Genomic DNA, 22532 nt, shown 5'->3' on the forward strand with positions numbered 1-22532 from the left:
GAGGGATAAAATGTCGTATATAGCAAAAGAAAATCGATATAATTCTATGCAATATAATAGATGTGGGAAGAGTGGATTAAAGTTACCAGCGATTTCCTTAGGACTTTGGCATAATTTCGGTGATGAAACACTATATGATAATAGTCGTAAAATGATAAGAAGAGCTTTTGACCTTGGGATCACACATTTCGATCTTGCAAATAATTACGGACCACCTCCAGGGTCTGCAGAAGAGAATTTTGGACGAATACTTAAAGCTGATTTTGGGGCACATAGAGATGAAATGATTATTTCTTCTAAAGCAGGGTATAATATGTGGCCTGGGCCTTATGGAGATTGGGGTTCAAAAAAATATTTAGTTTCAAGTTTAGACCAAAGTCTTAAACGCTTGACTTTAGATTATGTTGATATTTTTTATCATCATAGACCAGACCCAGAGACACCGATAGAAGAGACTATGGCAGCCTTAGACTTAATAGTAAGACAAGGGAAAGCACTATATGTAGGATTGTCTAATTATAGTCCTATTGAAGCTAGAGAGGCTATTAAGATATTGAAAGAATTGGGCACACCTTGTTTAATTCATCAACCAAGATATTCAATGTTCGATAGATGGGTTGAAGATGGACTCTTAGATTTGCTAGAAACAGAGGAAGTTGGTTGTATTACTTTTTCTCCTTTAGCTAAAGGAATTCTTACTAATAAATATTTAAATGGTATTCCAAAAGATTCTAGAGCTGCAAGTAATAGTGTGTTTTTAAAAAGAGAGGATATAACAGAGGAAGTAGTTGAAAAAGTTAAAAAATTAAATGATATAGCTGTCACTAGAAATCAAACTATGGCTCAAATGGCGTTAGCATGGGTGCTGAGACATAAAGCAGTAACTTCAGTATTGATTGGGGCAAGCAAAGTTAGTCAAATAGAAGATAGTGTAGCTACAATAAATAATTTAGGATTTAGCCAAGATGAATTAGAAATGATAGAAAATATATTATCTTAATAACATATGAGACTTCTTTGAATTGAATAATCAAAGAAGTTTCATATGTTTTTATTGTTTTTACATAGAAGTTATAGTATTTATAGAAGGAAAATAATATTTATCCCAAATACCCCTAGCGGGTATTTGGGATTTGATGTATAATATAGTTAATACTACTTAAGAAGAGTAGAGGTAATTTTTGATTCTTACTTATGATTATTATGTAAGAAAAGGAGGAGATAGTATGGCTATACAAAATGTTTCTTTATTACTTGCACTTGGAGCTGGATTTTTATCATTTTTTTCACCTTGTGTATTGCCACTTATTCCGGTTTATATAATGTATATAACGGGTACTAGTGTTGAAAGTGAACTTTCAAAGAAAAGATTACTGGCAATAACAAGAACAATAGGCTTTGTTATTGGATTCACTATTATATTTATGATTATGGGAACTTCTGCTTCTTTTTTAGGAAAGATATTTATAAGGAATAGAGAAATATTTTCTAAAATAAGTGGAATTATAATAATAGTATTTGGTTTGAATATGTTAGGTGTACTAAAAATTAATTTTCTGCAAATGGAAAAGAAATTATCAGCCCCTTCTAAAGTGACAAATTGGTTTAGTTCGATCTTAATGGGAATGGCTTTTGCAGCAGGTTGGACTCCTTGTTTTGGTCCTGTTTTAGGTTCCATATTAATATATGCTAGTGCTGCAGGTACTGTTATGAGAGGTGTAATTTTACTTCTTGTTTATTCCTTAGGAATGGCTATTCCATTTATTTTAACTGCTGTTTTTATAGGCTCTTTTAGAAATGTAATGAAAAAATTCAGTGGTTATTTAGAGTATTTACCTAAAATTAGTGGAGTTGTATTGATTATATTTGGAGTGATAATGTTCTTTGATAAAATTAGTGTTATTAGTGGTTTTTTTTCTTAGTGTCTATTATGTAAGATAGGTTAGAATTTAACCTTACAATGAGTGTTTATATGAATATGAATATTAATAGTTTAGAAAAATTAGTAAAAAGGAGGGCTCTATATGAAGAAAACAATAATAGGGTTAATAATTGGTATTGTTATAATTGGTGGACTATTATATGTAAAGTTGGTAGATTCTCCAGATGATTTTTTAAAAAGCATTACAGGTAATGGAGATACTAATACTGAGCAAGTAGATGAAGATGTAAATGCAGATGATGAGAATTTTGCCCTTGAAGTAGGGAAAGAGTCTCCAGATTTTACACTTACTGATTTAGAGGGAAATGATGTTTCTTTGAGTGACTATAAAGGCAAATATGTATTGATTAACTTTTGGGCAACCTGGTGTCATTTTTGTGTTGAAGAAATGCCTGATTTAGAAAAATTTAATAATGAGAACGAAGATATTGTTGTATTAGCAGTAAATGTTAAGGAAAGCCATGCAGAAGCTGAAAAATTTGTAAATGATGGAGGATATACTTTTACAACATTACTTGATGATAAGGGCACAGTATCCAATGATTATCTAGTTGCAGCTTTTCCTACTTCTTATTTTATTGATAAAGAAGGATTGTTTCTTGGAAGAGTCCAAGGAATGATGACTTATGAGCAGATGAATGGTATATTAGCTCAAATAAAGGAATAGTAATGATATTCTTTTGAGTAGAGTGAATTGTAAATAGTGAAACATTAAGTAAAATAAAAAAAGGTACAACCTATATATTGGCTGTACCTTTTTTATCGGTCTATTATGATTTATAATGTGCAATTTGCAATTTATGATGATCTTATTATTTTTTACACTCTATGTATTAAACAAGTCCTTTATTCATCCATTTTTTACTTTTCCATCTAAAGTACATAGCAAGTCCACGCAGCCATTCATCCAGTAATAATCCTATCCATATTCCAGGCAAACCAAAACCCAAGATAACACCAAAGAAATAACCACCAGCAACAGCTACACTCCACATAAGAATCATAGCCATCACAACTGGGAAGATGACATCACCAGCTCCTCTTAATCCGTTAATAAGAACTATGTTGAAGGTCCTGCCTGGCTCTAAAAAGGCATCTACTGTTAGGGTTGCTGCACCGAGTGCTATAATTTCTGTATTATCTGTATATAAACCCATAAAGGATTTTCCAAAGAAAAATAATAGTAATCCACCAATAGTTGCGAATATTACTGAAATTTTAAAGTTTTTTAGTCCGATTTGGTAAGCTTTATCAAGTTCTTTTGCACCAACAGCTTGGCCAATCATAATTTGAGTTGCTTGACCAATTGCTATAGAAAAAAGCATAGCAAACCAACAGAAAGTCCATACATAAGTTCTAGTTATATAGGATATTTCGCCCATATTTACTAGAATTATTGACATTAGTACAGTTTGAGCTACACTGTAGTTCATGTTTTCCATAGCAGAAGGGAAACCTATTTTTATAAGTTTTTTCAAGGAATTCATTGGTTTATCTTTTAAGTGACTGAAAATTGATATAGGAAGAACTTTTTTAAATAAAAATATTAAGGCAACAATAGTAGCACAAAATCGACTAAAGGTTGTAGCAATAGCAACACCCTTAGCTCCAAGGATAGGTGCTCCGAATAATCCGAATATAAAAATAGCATCTCCAAGGATATTAACAATATTCATTCCCATAGTTATATACATACTTTCTTTGGTAAAACCGTGACTTCTAGCGATTACTGCAACAGTATTAAGAACTGATTGAAGAAATAGAGCTCCTCCAACAATTTTTATATAATCAGATGCATAAATCATTAAATCAGAAGTAACTCCCATTAATTCTAAAATGGGTTCCCCCAAAAATACCATTGATATACTTATTATTATTCCTAAAATAAGATTAGTTGTAATAGAAACAGCGCTAACTCTTTCAATTTCTTCTTTTTTATTTGCTCCAAAATTTTGAGCCACTAGTACTGCAGTACCAGCAGATATTATTGCAAATATTAGATTTAAATTGTTTATTAATTGATTAGAAGCACCAACAGCTCCAGCAGCTTTATCATTAAAATGACTTAACATAAATATATCAGCAGTACCAAGAAGCATAAATAGAAGCATTTCAACAAAGATAGGTGCGGCTAGTTGTAATAAAGTTTTTCTTTTATTTTCCATAATAAAACCTCTACTTAATAATATTATTATTATTATAAAAGTATCTCTATCTAAGATAGCTTTTATTTTTTATAACTTTAATAAGTATGTAACTTATATTTAATTTAGTCAATACAATAAGAAAATAAATAAGATAGTATATTAATTTTTGTGAGTTGTTACAAAGATAATATTTATAGTAGAATATATAGTGTAAAATAAAATAATATTAAGGGTGATATGATATGAGTGAAAAAATTAATAAAGATTATGTGATTAAGTTACTTGAGGATATTTTAAATACACCTAGTCCAAGTGGATTTTGCCATAAAGTAATGAGAAAAATTGAAAACTATACAAATGAGTTAGGATTTCAATTTTATTTAACTAATAAAGGTTGCGGTGTTATAACAATTGATGGTGATAATAGCGATTGCGTGGTAGGACTTTCAGCACACGTGGACACCTTAGGAGCAATGGTTAGGTCTGTTAAAAAGGATGGTAATATTAGATTTACAAGTATAGGTGGATACATGATGAGTACAGTGGAAGGCGAGTACTGTACTATACATACAAGAGAAGGAAAAGAGTATAGTGGAACTGTTTTAACTACACAACCTTCAGTGCATGTCTATGATGATGCAAGAAAGCAGGAAAGAAAAGAAGAAAACATGGAAATTAGGATAGATGAAATTGTAGAAAATATTGAGGACGTAAAAGCTTTAGGAATAGAAGTTGGAGATTTTGTTTCTTTTGATCCAAGGACTAATATTTTAGATAATGGCTTTGTTAAGTCAAGACATCTAGATGATAAAGCTGGAGTTGCTGCGATCTTTGGAATGATGGAATATTTACATAGAGAAAATATTAAACCTAAAAATACAATAAAAATAGTGATTTCTGTTTATGAAGAGGTTGGACATGGAGCGGCTTATATACCAGATGATATTGATGAATTATTAGCAGTAGATATGGGAGCTATGGGAGAGGATCTAAATTGCAGCGAAAGGCAGGTTTCTATTTGCGCAAAGGATTCATCTGGACCTTATGACTATGATATTGTATCAAAGCTTGTTTTGTTATCTAGAGTGAACAAAATTGATTATGCGGTAGATATTTATCCACATTACGGTTCCGATGTTTCAGCAGCTCTAAGAGGTGGAAATAATATTAAGGGAGCATTGATTGGACCTGGGGTTCATGCATCTCATGGTATGGAGAGAACCCATATTGATGGAATTTTAAATACTATTGAGTTGTTAATAGGGTATTATTGTAATTAGCAATGTATATTTTTATATGAGTGGAATCCTAAATATGCAATACTAATTGCGACTTCAACTTTAATTACATATAGTAGCGGTTTGTTAATAGAGAACACATGCAAAATTAGGGATGAGAAAAAACAATATTTCTAAGAAAAATCTGTATGTTTGCAAGTTTTGCTAGTAATCTTGGGATTTTATTTTTGTTCAAATACTATAATTTTTTTGTTTTATATAATTTATTGACAATAATATCGGAATACTGTACTATGTAATTAATACAGTATTCTTTTTAATTTTAAATAAAGGGAGGTGAATGAATGAGAATAGAATTCAATGATAGATCACCTATTTATGTTCAAATAGTACAATGTATTAAAAAACAAATTATATCTGGAGAGTTAAAGATGGGAGAAAAGCTTATGTCTGTAAGAGAATTTGCTACTGAAATAAAAGTAAATCCTAATACAATACAAAGAGCTTATGGTGAACTTGAAAGAGAAAAAATGATTTATACAGAAAGAGGAAAAGGAAAGTATGTAACTACAGATGATGATAGGATTCAAAAATTGAAGAAAGATATGGCAAATAGTTTAGTTAATGATTTTATAGATCAAATGTTACAAATGGCTTTTAATAAAGAAGAAATAGCTAATATGATTTCTGAAAAAATAAGCCAGTAGTTAAAAAATAGTTATAGTTGTATAGAAAGTATATATAACGACATGTAAACACTAAATTTAATGTAATTAGAGAATATAGATTTGTATAAGCGTAAAAAATTAGGAGGAGTTTTAATGACAAAAGCATTAGAAGTTAAGAATCTTAATAAAAGATACGGAAATAAAAATGCTATAAATAATGTATCCTTTTCTATAGACAATGGTAAAATAGTAGGATTGCTTGGGCCTAACGGTAGTGGTAAGACTACTTTTATTAAGATGGCTGTTGGATTATTAAAGAAAAATAGTGGTGAAATTATTGTAGATGGTACTATTGTGGGGGTTGAAACAAAAGCTTTGGTTTCTTATCTTCCAGATAAAGATTTTTTGTATAAATGGATGAAAATTAAAGATGCGATACAATTTTTTATTGATTTTTATGATGATTTTGACGAAGAAAAATGTGAAAAGCTACTTTCACTTATGAAATTGGATAATAACCAAAAAATTAAGACGTTATCAAAGGGTATGTTAGAAAAATTACATTTAACCTTAGTATTGTCGAGAAATGCAAAATTATATGTTTTAGATGAGCCTATTGCAGGGGTTGATCCTGTTGCAAGAGAAAAAATACTCAATGCAATAATTGAAAACTTCTCTGGGGAAGGGTCTATGTTAATTACAACACATTTAGTTAGGGATATTGAAAAATTATTTGATGATGTGTTATTTATTAAAGAAGGTAGAATTGTTAAACAGGGCAATGCTGAAGATATAAGACTTGAAAACAAAATGTCAATAGATGAAATTTTCAGAGATATATTTGCAGAGTAGATTAGTGTGAGGAGTGATAATCAATGGGTAAATTATTAAAATACGAATTAAGAGGAAATTACAGAAAGTCTTTTCCCGTAATATTTGCGGGTATAATACTATGTTTGATATTATTAATTTTTTATAGTGATACGGCGATAACATATAATCTTCTGTTATCTTTAGTTTTTATTGTAGTAACTGTAGTAATCTATATAGATATATTTAACTCTTTTAAAAATGAGCTTTATTCAAATTCTGGGTATCTTACCTTTACTTTGCCGGTATCAACAAAGAAAATACTTGTTTCAAAAATATTAGCGGCTTTTATAGTTAGTTATGGTGCTACTATTTTACTTATATTCTTTGCAGCAATTAGCCCTTCTAATAAAACATTTTTGAATAACTTTCAATTATTAGATGTAAGTGTACTAATGATTATAGTAGATACTTTTGTTGGTAATCTATGTACTATATTATTAGTGTATTTAGTTATTTCAGTTACTAAGATTTCTGCAATAAATGGCAAAATCGGTGGATTTGTTGGGGTTATAATTTTCATTGCTTTAAGTATTGGTCTTAATTATATTAGAGGACTAATTTATAAGCTGGAATTTTTAGATGTTAATTTATCAAATACTTTTGATTATGATACAATAACGAATTCAGTCAATTTAGCCTTTGATGGGGCATCAACACTAAATATTGGAGTATTAGTATTCAATATAGTTCTTATAATTGCAATGTTCTTTGGTGTCTCTTACCTCTTAGATAATGAAGTGAATATTTAAATAAATTCTATGGCATAATAACTGAATTTACAAACTGAAGCTTGGAGGTAAAAAATGTATACTAGTGTTACCGAAATAAAAGTTAGATATGCAGAAACAGATAAGATGGGAATTGTATATCATTCTAATTATTATATTTATTTTGAAGAAGGAAGAGAGGATTTAATTGCATACACAGGCATAACGTATAAAGGGCTAGAAGATGCGGGAGTTATGATGCCGCTAATTGAAACTCATTGTAAATATTACGAAGGTGCAGAGTACAATGATATGTTAGTAATGGATACCTTTCTAGAAAAGATAACACCAGTAAAGGCTATAATAAATTACGTTGTTAGAAAAGAAAAAAATGATAATCTTGTAGTTAAAGGAAGTACAGTGCAGACATTTGTTGATAGTGAAACTTTCAAAATAATTAATCTGAAGAAAACTAAACCCGAAATTTGGGATAGGGTGCAAAAATTACTTTAATAACAGGCTGTGGTTTTGAAGCTTTCAATAATTACTAAGAATTAAGAATTAATAATTAATAACTGTGAACTAAAAAACGGAGGTCTATTTTAATGAAGGTACTAGGTATAGTTGGGAGTAATAGAAAAGCAGGGAATACTGCTCTTATGGTTAAAGAGGCTTTGGGGGCTATTGAGAGCTATGGTATCGAAACTGAAATTATATTTTTAGGAGACTATGATTATGGGGATTGTATAGGGTGCGAAGGATGCAGGGATACTTATAAATGTGTTATTAAGGATGATATGCAAAAGATATATCCTTTGATAGAAAAATCAGATGCAATTGTAATAGGTTCTCCTACGTATTTTTATAATGTAACGGCAAAGATGAAAGCCTTTTTAGATAGAATGTATTGTTATGAGATATTTTCAGAAGATGATAGGTCAGTATGGATGTCATTAAATGAAGCAACTAGCATAAAATATGCTGCCACTATTGCTGTTTGCGAGCAGCATGATGAAAAGGACATGGGTTTTACCTCAGATACTTTAAATATGACAATGGAAGCGTTAGGGTATAGAGTTATAGATAAAGTAAAGATACTAGGTGCTTTTAACAAGGGAGATGTGTTAAAATACAAAATTAATATTGATCATTCAATAAAAGCAGGTGAAAAATTGGCTAAGACTTTGTTATTGAAAGAAAAAGTTAAAGCAGATATAGTAAGATGAGATTCAAAGGGGATGAAAATACATATAATGATGATGAAATTAAAAGCGTATAAAAATGATTTTGATAATTTTAATTGAGTGAGTGTAGATTAAGAGAGAATCTCTTTCTTTCGACAAAGATAACATGCAAATTATAGTAAAATTAACAAGTTGTATTATGTAATTATAGAATTTATTATATGTTTATAGTATAATTTAATCAAATATATAAAATTGTATATTTATGTATTTTTACTAGATAGCATATAGGAGTATAGAGTGATTTCTTCGAAAATCAAGAAAGTTATTTATCTAAGCAAGGACTTATAGTTAGGAGAAAATCATTGAAAAATAATAAGAATATAATGATTGAAAATAATGAAATTTTTTATAAGAGTTTGTTCAAAAACAATCAAGAAATAATGATTCTACTAAACTCAGAAACATTTAGAATTGTAGATTGCAATTTATCAACTTGTAACTTCTATGGTTACTCTTATGAAGAGATGTTTAAATTTGACATTTTTAACAATAAAACAATTTAATCTTTGAATTTCTAGGATGTATACCCTTAAAATTGAGATAGATTGTTGAACCAAAGAAAGAATATAAAGGACATTTGTAGAGTATATTTGCATGCTGCATATTATGTTATTATAATAATTTAATAGGAGTAGGTTATGCTTTTATATCAAAATGATTTATGGAGATTTGATTTGGATGATAATGAAATAATTTTAGATTTTAAGTATGGAGATGTAACTGGTGATGGTATTTATGACAATGTCTACTTAGTTGGAGAAAAGAATTTTGGAGAAGGATCTAATTTTACTGAAAATATTAATTTAGTAATTATTAACGGAGCTGATTATACCTTGACTAGTATACCTTTTAAAAGTAATGCAGGTTACGATCCTAGGCTTTTTTTAGGGCAGTTTACTGGTAGTGGAGTAGACGAAATTTTGATAAGTATTTTTTCTGGTGGAAGCGGTGGTATGAGTTTTTACTATATTTTCTCATTTATAGATGGAAAAGTTAGAAAGATATTTGATTATGAGAAGTTTGATGATGAATATAATTATAATGTTATATATCAAAATTGTTACAAAGTTGAAGTAGCAAATGGAACAATTGATAAAAAATATATAATTGATATTAAATATAAAGGGAAAGAGTATTTAGATGAAATATATGATAAAGATGGAATGTTAAAAAAACCTTTAAATGGTTATGTTGTACCAATTAGTGGGTTGTATCCTGTAGATTATAATGGTGACGAGATACATGAATTATTAACTTATAGAAGAATTATTGGTAAGTATAATGCAGATTCTTTGGGGATAATTAATAATGCATTACAATGGACAGATGATAAATTTTCTTCTTTTTTTGAACAGGTTTCAATTTACGGAATTGAGTTTTGAACCGAGAGCATTTTAGAATAAATAGAGTGTAGTAATGCACTCTTTTTATTTTTGAAATAAAAAATCACAAAAATAGTAGTAAAAAAGAGAAAAAAACGCGAAAGTATGATATAATATTAACAAAGAATGTTAATAATTATACATGGAGGTTTTATATATGGCAAAAGTAATAATTGCACCAAACAAGTACGTTCAAGGATATGGAGAATTAAAAAGACTGAAAGAACATGTGGAAAATTTAGGAAATTCCTTTCTTTTTTTGATTAGTGAAAGTGGAATTAAAAGAAGTGGTGAAGCTTTAAAGAATAGTTTTAAAGATAGTGATTGCATGGTTAAATTTGAAGTATTTAATGGTGAATGTTCAAAAAAAGAAATTGATAGATTAAGTAGAGTGTGTAGAGATAATAATATAAATGTAATTGTTGGAGTTGGTGGAGGTAAAATTTTAGATACTGCTAAAGCTGTTGCTTATTATGAGAAAATGCCTGTAGTAATAATACCAACAATAGCATCAACAGATGCTCCATGTAGTGCGTTATCAGTTATTTATACGGATGAAGGAGTTTTCTCAGAGTATTTAGTACTACCAAAAAACCCAGAGGTTGTTTTAATGGATGAGGAAGTAATATCAAAAGCACCTTCTAGGTTATTAATATCAGGAATGGGCGATGCACTTGCGACATATTTTGAAGCAAGAGCTTGTTTAGCTTCTAATGCTGGGAATTTACCAGGTGGAAAATCTACTAAAGCTGCCTTTGCGCTTGCAAAGTTGTGTTATGAAACATTGCTTGAAGATGGATTAAAAGCAAAACTTGCAGCTGAAAATAAAGCATGTACTAAAGCAGTACAAAATGTTATTGAGGCAAATACATATCTTAGCGGTATTGGCTTTGAGAGTGCTGGACTTGCGGGGGCACATGCTATTCATAATGGATTTACAGTATTAAATGATTGTCACCACTTATATCATGGTGAAAAAGTTGCCTTTGGAACTATAACACAATTATTTTTAGAAAATGCTCCTGTTCAGGAAATAGAAGAGGTTGTATCATTCTGTTTAGAAGTTGGACTTCCTGTAACATTAGAAGAAATGGGAGTGAAAGAAGTTTCAAGAGAAAATATATACAAAGTAGCAGAGGCTTCTTGTGCAGAAGGAGAAACAATTTTTAATATGCCTTTTGAGGTAACAACTGAAGATGTTTATGCAGCAATACTTGCAGCAGATGCATTTGGAAAACTATATAAATAGTAGAATTATTTAAGAAATTAGTATTTAAAGTTTGAATTAAAAAAAATCAAAAACATACAAGATAGCTAGAAAAAGATATTTTGTATGTTTATTTGTTTTATAAATATAAATTCAAAATATGTAAAATTTAGGATGTAAACTTTTTAAATATGAATTTTTTATTTAAAAAAATATTTTTTAGTTATAAAAGTTAGTTGTACTGGATACTCTAAATAAAAGGTAGGCAATATTGTATCTTTTGATATTGAGTCAATACTATGGGATTTAATTTATATTTTAATTTAATAAAATTATTAAAAGGAATTGTAATAAAAACGTAGAATATGTATAGTATAATAAAAAAAATATGGATGAGGAGGAATGAAAATGCAATCTTTGAAAGGGAGTAAAACAGCAGAAAATTTACTTAAATCTTTTGCAGGTGAATCACAAGCTAGAAATAGGTATACTTTTTATGCATCAGTAGCTAAAAAGGAAGGATATGTTCAGATTTCGAATATATTTGAAGAAACAGCAGATAATGAAAAAGAGCATGCAGAAAGATTTTTTAAATTTCTAAAAGAAGATTTTTCGCTTGAAGCATTGGAAATAACCGCTAGTTACCCAGTAGCTTTAGGAGATACAAAGTTAAACTTATTAGCTGCCGCAAATGGTGAGAAGGAAGAGTGGGATGAGTTGTATCCTGAATTTGCTAAAATAGCAGATGAAGAAGGCTTCAAAGAAATTGCAGCAGTATATAGAAGTATTGCTTCAGTTGAAAAGCATCATGAAGAAAGATACAGATCTTTATTAGACAACGTTGAAAATAATAAAGTATTTGAAAAAGAAGAAGAGATTGAGTGGAAATGTGGAAATTGTGGATTTATCCACAAAGGTAAAAAAGCTCCTGGTGTATGTCCAGCATGTGCTCATCCTCAAGCATATTTTGAAGTATTATGTGATAATTTTTAGATTTTAGAATTAAAATAGATTTATATACAAAGGGATGTAAAGTCAATAATATATTATTTGGGAGGAATAAAAATGAAAACTTTTAAATGTACAGTTTGTAATTATACTTACGAAGGTGAAGAAGTATATGATAAGTGTCCGATTTGTGGAGCACCAGCAGAAAAAATGGTAGAGTTAGATGAAGAGGCTAAGGGAAAAATATACAATTCTGATTTTACAAATGATATTCATATGGAAGTAATCCAATTAGCATCTAGAATTGTTGATTTATGTGAAGAAGGTATTGAAGATAAATTAGATCCAACTTGTGTTAGAGCTTTCAATATTTCGAAAAAATTAGCTTGGCAAATCAAACAATGCTCAAAAGCAGAATTAGAGAGTCATGTTAAGAAGGGTAAATGGTAAGATAATTTTAAAAACTAAAACAAATTATTAGTTTTAACTTATGAAATTGAAATGGGGTGACTTTCAACGTGAGGGTTGTCCCTTCTTTCTTAATAAAAAAAATTAATATCAAGTTATCTCATAGTCTCTAAACTTGACTTAATTATTTTAAATCTATTAGCAGTACTAGTTATTAAATTTTCCGTTGTTTAGTTTTACTTGACCAGCCCAGTATTCTGCATCAAAATACAAGATTGCTGCACTATTTTGTGTTAAAGCTTTTTCTAAGTTGTAGTTTCCCATTTGAGTTTTAGCAACCTCTGTTGTATAACCAAATTTTTCAACTAATGATTTTTCAACATAGTTTTGGAACATTTCTACTTTTCTTTTATCTAATTTCATAATTAACAGCTCCTTTTTTATATTTATTATATTCTAAGTATAAATGTATTATGTGGTTAAAACAAACTCATTAAAGGGTCATGTAAATGTTTAATTGTTAAAATAATAACGATTAACAAGCTTTTTTATACTCCTATCTTTATATTACGTTGTTTTTGAAATATCTAAAACTAATTTGTTTTACTTAATTAAAAAAACTAATAAAATGATTTGTTTTATTCAAATCAATTTTATTAGATATAGTATTTGTATTTATAAAAAACATATTCAATAAATCATAAAATTATTTTTCAAGCAACTTGTACATAATATTTGCTCCTATTTTTATTATTTCATCAGGAAAATCATAGTTTTCCGTGTGTAGCTGGGGGTGTTTTTTCCCAGCGCCAATACCAAACATAGCGCCTTTAGTTTCTTTAAGATAGTACCCAAAGTCTTCTGACCATCTGTTTGGATTAGATAATATCTTAGTTTTAATTGACAATGAAGTAGCAACATTTAAGATGTTGTTACTATATTCAGATGAATTTCGAGTTTCTGGAAATTCATCTGAATAACTTATTGAGAAAGCTAAATTATTATCTAAAGAATTTTGTTGTACAAAAGATTCTATTTGTTCTTGTGCTAACAGAAGTTCATCTTCATTTTCAGCTCTTAGAGTTATCCATAGTTCACCATTAGCAGCTGATGTACCAAAAGCTTTTTCACCTGCAAAAATATATACAATTGTAGATAATACCATTCCTTTGAAACTGTTTATAATGTGAAGAGAATTTAAAAATTTCACAATTTCTGAAATTGCATTACTTGGGTTAACACCTTTTTCAGGATAAGCAGCGTGAGATGGTTTTCCAATTAACTTTATCTTCATTCCTTTTGAGGCGCAAGCAAAAACTTCAGGGTATACTAAGATTTCTCCTTTTTCATGGCCTGGTATATTGTGAAATGAATAAATGCTTGATACATTATTATTCTTTATGAAGTTAGCGTTACAAATCTCTTTTGCGCCAGCACCTATTTCTTCAGAATGTTGAAATAGAATAATAATATTTTTATTTTTTATAGGCTGTTTTTCTAACATAAGAGCCAAAGCTGCTAAAGTTGCACAGTGACCGTCATGTCCACATTTATGAGAAATTCCTTTATTTTTAGATTTGTAAGATAAATTATCATTTTCATTTATTGGTATTGCATCCATATCAGCTCTGAAAGCTATGGTTGGTAAATTTTTTCCGTTTACTAAAGAAGCAAAGAAATAAGGGTCATTTGCATTGTGAAAAATTTTAAAAGAAGTGTTTTTTTCTATAAAATTTTTAAGTATTTTCATAGTTTTGATTTCTTTTCCTGATAATTCTGCATTTGAATGAAGACAGTGTCTTAAATCTATTACGGTATTAAAAATTTCCTTTTCCAATAACAAGCATCCTTTCTTTTATTGTATTTAATTATTTAATTACTTAATTATTAATGATATTTATCAAAATTACTTTATTGTATAAGTTTATCATAGTAGGCATATAAAGTATAATTTTTTTTTATTATGTTTTTTATTTATATAGATATATTAGTAATGTCTATTGTATATATTGGCATATAACTTTATAATAAAAATGAAAATAGTAATACACTTAAAAAGAAAAGAGGGATATTAGGTGTTATTAAAGAAGAAATTCTTTGATATATTTAATAAAGAGTTTTAGTCCTATAGATTTAAAAATAAAAAGCAAGAAAACTAGAAAAAATCATAAAATAATATAAAATTTAAATAATAATAATTATGCTTATAGAAATCATTGCTATATGAGAGTAAGAAGATTTTTGGATATTAATACGGTTATGTTTGCATTTGGATTAACTTTACTTGCAGGTTTATCTACTGGAATTGGTAGTGCATTGGCTTTTTTCACAAAACGGACAAATAAAAGGGTTTTATCAGTTGCTTTAGGTTTTTCAGCATGTGTTATGATTTATGTTTCTTTTGTTGAGATATTTGTGGAAGCAAGGGTTGTCTTAGGAGAGGTTTATGGAGATACAAAAGGCTATTGGGTCACTACTATAGCTTTTTTTGGAGGGATTGCATTAATTGGTCTTATAGATAAATTTGTGCCAAATTTTAAAAATCCACATGAAAAAAGGGATATAGATGATTTAGATAAAGTAAATGTAGGAAATCAGGAATTATTAAGAATGGGGATCTTTTCCGTATTAGCTATAGCAATACATAATTTCGCAGAAGGTTTAGCAACTTTTACAAGTGCACTACAAGACCCGACAGTGGGTATTAGTATAGCAATAGCTATCGCTATCCATAATATTCCAGAATGGATAGCGATATCAGTTCCATTATATTATGCTACAGGAGACAAAAAAAAGCTTTCTTTTACTCTTTTATATCAGGTATGTCTGAACCAGTAGGGGCATTATTTGGATTTTTTATTTTGATGAGATTTTTTAGCAATGCCATGTTTGGAGGTATATTTGCAGGGGTAGCAGGGATAATGGTTTATATCTCGTTAGATGAATTGTTGCCAATGGCTGAAAAATATGGAGAACATCATATTGCTGTATATGGTTTGTTATCTGGAATGGCTGTTATGGCAGTTAGTTTATTGATGTTTGCCTGAATTTTCGGGATAATAAATTTAAATAAATTTAAATAAATAGAAAGGATTAAAAGTACATAATATGACACAGATAGTTTTAATTTTACTATTGCAATTGATTTACGTTCCACTGCTTACATTACGAACTGTTTTTATGGTAAAGAACATTAGCTATTTAGCTGCATTGTTTGGGATTTTAGAGGGATTAGTATATGTATTTGGTTTATCTCTAGTTTTTTCAGGAGATCAAAGTATAGCAGCTATGATAGTATATGCTGTTGGGTTTGGGTTAGGTTTATTTTTAGGTAATTTTGTAGAAAACAAAATGGCCATAGGTTATACTTCATTTGAAGTGAATCTAAATAAAAGAAATAATGAAATGATATCTTTTTTAAGAGAAAAGGGATTTGGAGTAACTTTATTTGAAGCAGAAGGAAGAGACAGTAATCGTATTAAATTAGAGATTCTTACAAAAAGAAGTAGAGAAAATGAATTATTAGAGTGTATTGAAGAGTATGAACCTCTAGCTTTTATTGTTGCTTATGAACCAAGAAAATTTAAGGGTGGCTTTCTTGTTAAATCTATGAATAAAAGAAGTGCAAAATTAAAAACTAAAATTAAATACTAAAATTAAATACAAAAAATAACAATAACATTTTAGTAAGATAAGTGGTGATAATAAAAAAAGATACAAATAAAGCACAAAATAGTGTATCTATTTTGTGCTTTATTTGTATAAATATACAGAATATATCATTGTAATTAAAATTAATATACCCTTCTTCCACAATTAAAATCAGATCTACTACTAAGAGTTGAAATTTTAACTACATCTCCAGTATGAGGAGAATGTATATAAGAATTATTACCTACATAAATACCTACATGATGTACTGGATATCCAAAAAATACTAAATCTCCTGGCTGTAAATTTTCTCTAGACACATATGTTCCATATCTTGATTGACTAGAGGATGTCCTAGGAAGGGATACGCCAAAATGCCTAAAGACATATTGTGCAAATCCTGAGCAATCAAAAGAGCTAGGACCTGTAGCACCATATCTATAAGGTCGTCCTAAATAGTTTGATGCATATGCAACTACAGCATTTGATGATATAGAAGTTGCCCCTCTTGAAGGATCATAAGAAGGAGTTGCTTCCCTTGCAGCTTCAATTAGTGACATTGTTTTATTAACCTCTTGCTGGTCACTTTGAACTAGAACAGCTATACTATTTGCTTCTTTCTTAGCATCATCAATTAGTACTTGTTGGTCATCTTTAGCAGAGTCTAATGTTTCTTTTTTATCTAATAGTGTTTTTCTATAATCAATTAGTGTATTATTTTCTTCAGTTAAGTTAGCCTTTTGTTCTTCGATTTCGGCTTGTTTTTCTTTTAATTCAGCTATAATTTCTTTATCTAAATCAGATAATGTTTTAATTGTTTGAATTCTTGATAATAAATCACTTAAGTCTGATGCACCTAGTATTATTTCTAAATAACTTGTTCCACCAGTTTCGTACATTGCCACCATACGACTATTGTACATGTCTTTTTCGTCTTGCATGTCCTTTTCTGCTTGTGCTATATCATCTTTAGCTTTTTGTATTTTGGTTTCTAATTCAGAAATGTTTGTTTCTGTTTCTTCAATTTGAGAAAGCATTGCTTCAATTTCTACGTCAAGTTTTTCAATTTCAGCTTCTATTCCCTCAACTACTTTTTTTGCTTCATCGTATTCCGTTTTGTGTTCAGCTAGTTCTGCTTTTTGTTCTTCAAGTTGACTATCATAATTTGGTGTTGCAAAAACAATACTAGATTGGCTTATAGAAGCTAATATTGTAATGGATAATATTAAAGCAGTTACTCTTTTATGCACAAAAACCTCTCCTTTGCTATATACTCTAGACTCTATACTATTATAACATTAATAGGTGTTTATTATAAGTAATATGTATAAAATTTTAATTTATTTTAAATAAAAGGTAATCTGACATCATTTTACCTATAATTGATTGACAGGGTATAAATGGTATTGTATTATAATTCTATAGTTAATTACACGACTAACCAACCGAATAACCAAACAATTATATTGTAAAGGAGTAAATATGGATTTTTCAAATGATTCAATAAAACCAATATATATCCAAATAGCTGAGTGGATTGAAGATGAAATTCTTAAAGAAAAATTAAAAGAAGAAGACAAAGTATTATCAAAAAATCAATTTGCTTCTATTTATAAGATCAATCCAGCTACTGCAAATAAGGGAATAAATATACTAGTAGAAGAAGGTATTCTTTATAAAAAAAGAGGAATAGGGATGTTTGTAGCAAGTGGAGCTAAAGATGTCATTGTTAATAAAAGAAAAGATAAATTCTGTACCGAGTATGTTGATACCTTATTAGTTGAAGGTGAAAAACTAGGAATGTCTAGAGAAGAGATTATTGCAATTATTAAGCAAAGGTAAAATTTTTAATATGATTGTGCAGTTTGCAATATTTAATAAGAGTGAAATTGATTTGTAAAAGATTAATATTATAAGAAGTTTTTTCAATAAGGAAACAAATTATCCACTATTGATGAGTTGAATAATAGATTGAAAATTAGTTTGAAAAAATTAGTATCTTAAAGGATAAAGTAATGCATTTAATAAACAATGATTTAGGGGAGGAAGCATATGTACGCTTTAGAATGTAATAATTTGAGTAAAAAATATAAAAATGAGGTTGTTTTGAATAATGTGACTATAAAACTTGAAGAAAATAAGATCTATGGTCTTTTAGGGAGAAATGGTGCTGGCAAAACTACGCTGCTAAATATAGTTTCAGGACAAGTTTTTAATTCTTCAGGTAGCATCAAAATTTTTGGAGAAGAGCATTTTGATAATGAGGATGTTTTAGGAAAGATATGTTTTGTAAAAGATAAGATGCCTAGTATGACCAATTTAAAAGTAAAAAAAATACTAGACTTAGGCAAGTATTTTTTTGAAAATTGGGACGAGGATTTTAGAAAGAGATTAATTAAAGAGTTTGGATTGGATGAAAAGAAGACTTACAATAAACTATCAAAAGGTATGGAAGCTATGGTAGGAATTATTCTGGCACTTGCATCAAGAGCACCACTCACTATATTTGATGAGTCTTATCTAGGCTTGGATGCAGCTGCAAGAAAACTATTTTATGAGATCTTATTAGAAGATTATTTGGTTAATTCAAGAACAATTATATTTTCAACTCACTTAATTGATGAAGTTAGCAATATTTTTGAAGAAATAATAATACTCCATAGAGGGGAATTGTTACTTCAAGAAGATATGGACAAAATAAGTGAAAAATCTTACGTAATTACTGGGGAAGCTGATGTAATTGGAGAATTAACTAATAATAAAAATGTTATTAAGAAAGAAGAATTAGGTGATTATAAGAAAGCTTATATATATGACGAAATTAGTTTTGATGATAAAAGGTTATTGATAAACAAGGGGTTTGATATAAAACCTATGACTTTGCAAGAGTTCTTTATTGATATTACTAATGATAAAAAATAAATAATTAAACAATGCTTTATGTGTATAGGTAAAATTAAAGTTTCATTAGAGTTTACAACATACGATGTTCAAAGGAAGTGTTCATAGATGTTCTCATTAAAGAAATATGTTAAATTACATCATACCTTTTTAAGTAATTTAGAAATAGGTGCTTTAATAGTGTTTATTGTGTTTGATATTATGCCAAATATATTTTATTTAATAGATGTAAGAGCTGGCAATGCTAATGGTATTGAATTATTAGAATTTACTGGGGTTATGGTGAATTATAGCGTTGTTTTTATGATGATTTTATTAACTTTTATGATAAATGCTAATAATTTCAGTATGTTTACTATTTTTAGTGTAACTAGGAGGAAATTTTATTATTCAGAAATTAATTATTTTATTATAATAAATCTAATTTTTTCTTTATACAAAGTAATTTGTGATTGGATTTCACATAATATTTTAAGTTTAAATAAATACAATAGCGAATTTGTTTTAGTAAAAGAATTTGTTTTTTATTTTTTTATATTCTTAATTTTATCTTTGTTGATTAATTGTTTGATTATGTATATCAAGTATTATAAAGCTCGTTTTATTGAAATTGGAATAGCTATACTTGTTTTATTTGTTCAATTTGAGGTATATGTACCAATTTTTACTCTTATCAAAAATTTGAATGAAATTATAATATATTTATCTATGATATCAGTTATAGCAATACTAATTGTTTTAGGATGGAGAATGATAAGAAAGGTTGATATTGTTAAGTCCTATACATTTGATGAGGACGAAGAGAATAATAAAATAAAAGAGCCATTTCAAGGAAATTATATTCAATTTACTATTGCAAACATTAGAGGGTTAATTTCGGGAGTTGTATTTATAATATGTATTAATTATTTTTGGCATTTTTTATCTTTAGATTTAGAAGGATTATTATGGCTTTGCCTAGGTAGTATGACATTTAATACCTTAGATTTTTGGAGGAATAAAAGAAGGTTAAGGAGATAGAAATATGAATAGGTTAAAAGGAGCATTAGAAATTTATAAGGAAAATGAAACAATTTGGATTAAGATTATGGCTTTTGTATTGATAGTAAATTTAATCTTTAGGCATAAGGTCATTGAAAATGAACAGTATTACTCAAATTATACTAGAATATATGATTTTATTTTTTATGATATTTTTAAGTGTTTTGTTTACTTATGCATTTTCTCTAATGATGGTTTCTTTTGATAAAGTTAGAGAAAGTTCAATAATAATTTCTATTCCAACTTATATATTTTTGTTTATTTTTTTAGTGCCTGAAGTTATAGAAAGGTATGAAAATTATTTAGTAGTGATTTTAGTTGCTATAGTATGGATTTTGACAAATTTTTATATTGCTTGGAAGAATCTAAAAGGGGCATCAGCATCCTATCCTAAAATATTAATAGAGTAACTTTATAGATTTGATAAAATAGATAACTTAAAACAAGGAAGTGGTAAAAGTGGATAGATTATTAAAAAACTTAAAACTTCAACATATTTGTTCGAAACAGATCGTTATAATAATTGTTGGTGCTTTATTTGGAACTTTGATTTCATTAATAGTAGGCATTATAATAGGTGAAATTGAGCCGTCTACAACTGGTTATATTGAACTATATAATTATACTAAAAACTTCATAATTGTTATTACAATAATTATTTTGATGATATATGGTAATATACCAAATGGATATAATATTAAGATGTTTATGATTTTTAGGGGGAGTAGGAAAGGATATTATTCTTCTTTAATATTATATTTTGCAATAATAAATACAATAATTTCATTATTAGTAACAATAGGTGATATTATTTCTTCTTCTTTTTCAATCGCTGACAAGTATAATAATGGTGCTGTTTTCCTGAAAAAATTTGTTTTTTACTTCCTACTTTTCTTTACTATAATATTGATATTTAATACTTTATTCATGATTATGAATTACTATAATGAACTTGTTTTGTTAGGATTTATAATTATGGCAATAGCTTTTTTCCCATTAAAGATTTATTCATATATAATTAACTTCTTAGAAATCGGGAATACCATATTAATATTTAGTTTATTAGTAGGAATATCATTAGTGTTAATTCTTGTAGGATGGGACTTAGTGAAAAATTTAGATATTATTAAAGTAGAGTCTATAAGTGTTGATGAGAATAGAGAGAAAAAACCTTTCGAAGGAAATTACATTCAATTTATTATTGCTAATATTAAAGAGATAGTTATGGGAGTTGTAATGACAGTAATTATTAATTACTTTACAAAGTTGGTACCGTTAGATTTAAAAACATTAATACTTTTTGTAATTGGTTCTTTAGTATGGAATAGCACAATATTTCTTAATGAAAAAAGAAAATTAAGGAGAATGAAATATGAATAGAGTAAAAGGGGCTTTAAGGTTATATAAAGAAAGTGAAGCAATTTGGGTTATATTAATAGCAAGTCTAGGAATGATTTATTCGATTATTATGCCTAAACCTATAGAAAATGGCGAATATAACTCTTTGTATATAATAGCTTTTTTTGTATATATAGCGGTAGTGATATTTAAGACATGTTTATCTTTTAAGGAAAGATATATTATGCTTTCACAATTTAATTCTTCTAGAAAAATATTTTATAAAGTTAGCATGCTAGCAGTTGTTATAGAAGCTACTATATTTTCTACGTTCACAATGGGTTTTCTTTTTATTGAGAATATTTTTAGCTTTTTTAACAAAGTTGATTTTATAGTAGAATTTTTTGGAGTAAAATATGTTAATCCAGGTATACAAAGGTATATAATCCTACTTTTGATGATTTTTTTAGCTATAATATTTACATATTCTTTTTGTATGATGGTGTTGTCCTTTATGAATCTATCTGAAGGGTCAATTGTGATAGGGACTCCTACTATAGCGGTAATATTTCTTTTAATAGTTCCAGAAGCTGCACGAAATTGTGGTTCTTTTTTTAGAGTGAGTATAATTGTAATTGTTTTTACAGTTATTAATTTTATTTCCTTCTGGAATAATATAAAAAGAGAATCTGTACTGTAAAAGTTAACAAATGATATTATATTAAAGGCGATTATTACTTGCTCAAGCAAAATATACATAAAACTAAATAAATATGTTAAAATTATCATAATAGATTACTTAACAAGAGAAAAATATAAATAAACGGAAGTGAA

At 28.2% G+C, this 22532-nt stretch carries 25 protein-coding genes and 1 pseudogene; 22 read left to right on the top strand and 4 right to left on the bottom strand.

What is annotated here, in order from left to right:
* Nucleotides 1-10 precede the first annotated feature (10 nt).
* The 3 genes from mgrA to ACVHXK_RS05340 all read left to right on the top strand — a co-directional run bounded on the left by mgrA (nt 11) and on the right by ACVHXK_RS05340 (nt 2609).
* Nucleotides 11-1000 (top strand): L-glyceraldehyde 3-phosphate reductase, encoded by a 990-nt coding sequence (gene mgrA / locus ACVHXK_RS05330; RefSeq protein ID WP_461205331.1) that lies wholly within the window; start codon nt 11-13, stop codon nt 998-1000.
* Nucleotides 1001-1226: 226 nt separating this feature from the next.
* The gene (locus tag ACVHXK_RS05335) at nt 1227-1922 is read left to right on the top strand and encodes a cytochrome c biogenesis CcdA family protein (RefSeq protein WP_461205332.1); all 696 of its coding nucleotides are present in this window, start codon (nt 1227-1229) and stop codon (nt 1920-1922) included.
* A 102-nt stretch (nt 1923-2024) separates the two neighbouring features.
* Complete coding sequence (locus ACVHXK_RS05340; protein WP_461205333.1) at nt 2025-2609, top strand: TlpA family protein disulfide reductase; 585 nt, start codon at nt 2025-2027, stop codon at nt 2607-2609.
* A 166-nt stretch (nt 2610-2775) separates the two neighbouring features.
* On the opposite strand, the gene ACVHXK_RS05345 is transcribed toward ACVHXK_RS05340, so the two are convergent.
* Nucleotides 2776-4107: an MATE family efflux transporter gene (locus ACVHXK_RS05345; protein ID WP_461205334.1), complete on the bottom strand. Its 1332-nt coding sequence runs from the start codon at nt 4105-4107 to the stop codon at nt 2776-2778.
* A gap of 224 nt (nt 4108-4331) precedes the next feature.
* Here ACVHXK_RS05345 and ACVHXK_RS05350 point away from each other — a divergent pair, with 224 nt between their 5' ends.
* The 11 genes from ACVHXK_RS05350 (at nt 4332) to ACVHXK_RS05400 (ending at nt 12809) form a co-directional block, all read left to right on the top strand.
* Nucleotides 4332-5369: a M42 family metallopeptidase gene (locus ACVHXK_RS05350; protein WP_461205335.1), complete on the top strand. Its 1038-nt coding sequence runs from the start codon at nt 4332-4334 to the stop codon at nt 5367-5369.
* Between the two features lie 302 nt (nt 5370-5671).
* Complete coding sequence (locus ACVHXK_RS05355) at nt 5672-6034, top strand: GntR family transcriptional regulator (RefSeq protein ID WP_461205336.1); 363 nt, start codon at nt 5672-5674, stop codon at nt 6032-6034.
* Nucleotides 6035-6148: 114 nt separating this feature from the next.
* Nucleotides 6149-6847 carry an ABC transporter ATP-binding protein gene (locus ACVHXK_RS05360; RefSeq protein ID WP_461205337.1) on the top strand — a complete coding sequence of 233 codons (699 nt, stop codon included), beginning with the start codon at nt 6149-6151 and terminating at the stop codon, nt 6845-6847.
* A gap of 23 nt (nt 6848-6870) precedes the next feature.
* A complete protein-coding gene (locus ACVHXK_RS05365; protein WP_461205338.1) occupies nt 6871-7617 on the top strand; it encodes a hypothetical protein in 747 nt (248 codons plus the stop codon).
* A 54-nt stretch (nt 7618-7671) separates the two neighbouring features.
* Nucleotides 7672-8088, top strand: a complete 417-nt coding sequence (locus ACVHXK_RS05370) for an acyl-CoA thioesterase (RefSeq protein WP_461205339.1) — start codon at nt 7672-7674, stop codon at nt 8086-8088.
* Between the two features lie 92 nt (nt 8089-8180).
* Nucleotides 8181-8801, top strand: coding sequence for a flavodoxin family protein (locus ACVHXK_RS05375; protein ID WP_461205340.1), 621 nt, complete (start codon nt 8181-8183; stop codon nt 8799-8801).
* Nucleotides 8802-9124: 323 nt separating this feature from the next.
* Nucleotides 9125-9325 (top strand): PAS domain-containing protein, encoded by a 201-nt coding sequence (locus ACVHXK_RS05380; protein WP_461205341.1) that lies wholly within the window; start codon nt 9125-9127, stop codon nt 9323-9325.
* A 135-nt stretch (nt 9326-9460) separates the two neighbouring features.
* Nucleotides 9461-10204: a VCBS repeat-containing protein gene (locus ACVHXK_RS05385; RefSeq protein WP_461205342.1), complete on the top strand. Its 744-nt coding sequence runs from the start codon at nt 9461-9463 to the stop codon at nt 10202-10204.
* 157 nt (nt 10205-10361) lie between these two features.
* The gene (locus tag ACVHXK_RS05390) at nt 10362-11453 is read left to right on the top strand and encodes a glycerol dehydrogenase (protein WP_461205343.1); all 1092 of its coding nucleotides are present in this window, start codon (nt 10362-10364) and stop codon (nt 11451-11453) included.
* Between the two features lie 366 nt (nt 11454-11819).
* Nucleotides 11820-12404 carry a rubrerythrin gene (gene rbr / locus ACVHXK_RS05395; RefSeq protein ID WP_461205344.1) on the top strand — a complete coding sequence of 195 codons (585 nt, stop codon included), beginning with the start codon at nt 11820-11822 and terminating at the stop codon, nt 12402-12404.
* Nucleotides 12405-12476: 72 nt separating this feature from the next.
* On the top strand, nt 12477-12809 hold the full coding sequence (locus ACVHXK_RS05400; RefSeq protein ID WP_461205345.1) for a rubredoxin-like domain-containing protein: 333 nt from the start codon (nt 12477-12479) through the stop codon (nt 12807-12809).
* A 165-nt stretch (nt 12810-12974) separates the two neighbouring features.
* Here ACVHXK_RS05400 and ACVHXK_RS05405 read toward each other — a convergent pair whose 3' ends face one another.
* Together ACVHXK_RS05405 and ACVHXK_RS05410 are read right to left on the bottom strand one after the other, a co-directional pair.
* On the bottom strand, nt 12975-13190 hold the full coding sequence (locus ACVHXK_RS05405; RefSeq protein ID WP_461205346.1) for a hypothetical protein: 216 nt from the start codon (nt 13188-13190) through the stop codon (nt 12975-12977).
* 283 nt (nt 13191-13473) lie between these two features.
* The gene (locus tag ACVHXK_RS05410) at nt 13474-14604 is read right to left on the bottom strand and encodes an amidohydrolase (RefSeq protein WP_461205347.1); all 1131 of its coding nucleotides are present in this window, start codon (nt 14602-14604) and stop codon (nt 13474-13476) included.
* A 773-nt stretch (nt 14605-15377) separates the two neighbouring features.
* On the opposite strand from ACVHXK_RS05410, the pseudogene ACVHXK_RS05415 reads away from it, so the two are divergent.
* Both ACVHXK_RS05415 and ACVHXK_RS05420 read left to right on the top strand, forming a co-directional pair.
* Nucleotides 15378-15814: pseudogene (locus ACVHXK_RS05415) on the top strand (ZIP family metal transporter).
* A gap of 61 nt (nt 15815-15875) precedes the next feature.
* The gene (locus ACVHXK_RS05420; RefSeq protein WP_461205348.1) at nt 15876-16421 is read left to right on the top strand and encodes a DUF2179 domain-containing protein; all 546 of its coding nucleotides are present in this window, start codon (nt 15876-15878) and stop codon (nt 16419-16421) included.
* Nucleotides 16422-16561: 140 nt separating this feature from the next.
* Here the strand turns inward: ACVHXK_RS05420 and ACVHXK_RS05425 are convergent, their stop codons facing one another.
* Complete coding sequence (locus ACVHXK_RS05425; protein ID WP_461205349.1) at nt 16562-17668, bottom strand: C40 family peptidase; 1107 nt, start codon at nt 17666-17668, stop codon at nt 16562-16564.
* Nucleotides 17669-17900: 232 nt separating this feature from the next.
* Between ACVHXK_RS05425 and ACVHXK_RS05430 the strand changes: the two genes are divergently transcribed.
* The 6 genes from ACVHXK_RS05430 to ACVHXK_RS05455 all read left to right on the top strand — a co-directional run bounded on the left by ACVHXK_RS05430 (nt 17901) and on the right by ACVHXK_RS05455 (nt 22398).
* A complete protein-coding gene (locus ACVHXK_RS05430; RefSeq protein WP_461205350.1) occupies nt 17901-18260 on the top strand; it encodes a GntR family transcriptional regulator in 360 nt (119 codons plus the stop codon).
* A gap of 210 nt (nt 18261-18470) precedes the next feature.
* Nucleotides 18471-19340 (top strand): ATP-binding cassette domain-containing protein, encoded by an 870-nt coding sequence (locus tag ACVHXK_RS05435; protein WP_461205351.1) that lies wholly within the window; start codon nt 18471-18473, stop codon nt 19338-19340.
* An 87-nt stretch (nt 19341-19427) separates the two neighbouring features.
* Nucleotides 19428-20339, top strand: coding sequence for a hypothetical protein (locus tag ACVHXK_RS05440; protein WP_461205352.1), 912 nt, complete (start codon nt 19428-19430; stop codon nt 20337-20339).
* A 119-nt stretch (nt 20340-20458) separates the two neighbouring features.
* Nucleotides 20459-20770, top strand: coding sequence for a hypothetical protein (locus ACVHXK_RS05445; RefSeq protein WP_461205353.1), 312 nt, complete (start codon nt 20459-20461; stop codon nt 20768-20770).
* Nucleotides 20771-20819: 49 nt separating this feature from the next.
* A complete protein-coding gene (locus tag ACVHXK_RS05450) occupies nt 20820-21740 on the top strand; it encodes a hypothetical protein (RefSeq protein WP_461205354.1) in 921 nt (306 codons plus the stop codon).
* Nucleotides 21733-22398, top strand: coding sequence for a hypothetical protein (locus ACVHXK_RS05455; RefSeq protein WP_461205355.1), 666 nt, complete (start codon nt 21733-21735; stop codon nt 22396-22398). The genes ACVHXK_RS05450 and ACVHXK_RS05455 overlap by 8 nt, the downstream gene beginning before the upstream one ends.
* Nucleotides 22399-22532: the final 134 nt, after the last annotated feature.

This window comes from Clostridium sp. DL1XJH146 (assembly GCF_054819755.1).

Coding starts and splice junctions, on each gene's coding strand:
- ACVHXK_RS05420 (WP_461205348.1), top strand. CDS start 15,876: ATGACACAGATAGTTTTAATTTTACTATTGCAATTGATTTACGTTCCA.
- ACVHXK_RS05400 (WP_461205345.1), top strand. CDS start 12,477: ATGAAAACTTTTAAATGTACAGTTTGTAATTATACTTACGAAGGTGAA.
- ACVHXK_RS05370 (WP_461205339.1), top strand. CDS start 7,672: ATGTATACTAGTGTTACCGAAATAAAAGTTAGATATGCAGAAACAGAT.
- ACVHXK_RS05365 (WP_461205338.1), top strand. CDS start 6,871: ATGGGTAAATTATTAAAATACGAATTAAGAGGAAATTACAGAAAGTCT.
- ACVHXK_RS05440 (WP_461205352.1), top strand. CDS start 19,428: ATGTTCTCATTAAAGAAATATGTTAAATTACATCATACCTTTTTAAGT.
- ACVHXK_RS05375 (WP_461205340.1), top strand. CDS start 8,181: ATGAAGGTACTAGGTATAGTTGGGAGTAATAGAAAAGCAGGGAATACT.
- ACVHXK_RS05360 (WP_461205337.1), top strand. CDS start 6,149: ATGACAAAAGCATTAGAAGTTAAGAATCTTAATAAAAGATACGGAAAT.
- ACVHXK_RS05435 (WP_461205351.1), top strand. CDS start 18,471: ATGTACGCTTTAGAATGTAATAATTTGAGTAAAAAATATAAAAATGAG.
- ACVHXK_RS05455 (WP_461205355.1), top strand. CDS start 21,733: ATGAATAGAGTAAAAGGGGCTTTAAGGTTATATAAAGAAAGTGAAGCA.
- ACVHXK_RS05345 (WP_461205334.1), bottom strand. CDS start 4,107: ATGGAAAATAAAAGAAAAACTTTATTACAACTAGCCGCACCTATCTTT.
- ACVHXK_RS05355 (WP_461205336.1), top strand. CDS start 5,672: ATGAGAATAGAATTCAATGATAGATCACCTATTTATGTTCAAATAGTA.
- ACVHXK_RS05335 (WP_461205332.1), top strand. CDS start 1,227: ATGGCTATACAAAATGTTTCTTTATTACTTGCACTTGGAGCTGGATTT.
- ACVHXK_RS05385 (WP_461205342.1), top strand. CDS start 9,461: ATGCTTTTATATCAAAATGATTTATGGAGATTTGATTTGGATGATAAT.
- ACVHXK_RS05430 (WP_461205350.1), top strand. CDS start 17,901: ATGGATTTTTCAAATGATTCAATAAAACCAATATATATCCAAATAGCT.
- rbr (WP_461205344.1), top strand. CDS start 11,820: ATGCAATCTTTGAAAGGGAGTAAAACAGCAGAAAATTTACTTAAATCT.
- ACVHXK_RS05390 (WP_461205343.1), top strand. CDS start 10,362: ATGGCAAAAGTAATAATTGCACCAAACAAGTACGTTCAAGGATATGGA.
- mgrA (WP_461205331.1), top strand. CDS start 11: ATGTCGTATATAGCAAAAGAAAATCGATATAATTCTATGCAATATAAT.
- ACVHXK_RS05405 (WP_461205346.1), bottom strand. CDS start 13,190: ATGAAATTAGATAAAAGAAAAGTAGAAATGTTCCAAAACTATGTTGAA.
- ACVHXK_RS05350 (WP_461205335.1), top strand. CDS start 4,332: ATGAGTGAAAAAATTAATAAAGATTATGTGATTAAGTTACTTGAGGAT.
- ACVHXK_RS05340 (WP_461205333.1), top strand. CDS start 2,025: ATGAAGAAAACAATAATAGGGTTAATAATTGGTATTGTTATAATTGGT.
- ACVHXK_RS05445 (WP_461205353.1), top strand. CDS start 20,459: ATGAACAGTATTACTCAAATTATACTAGAATATATGATTTTATTTTTT.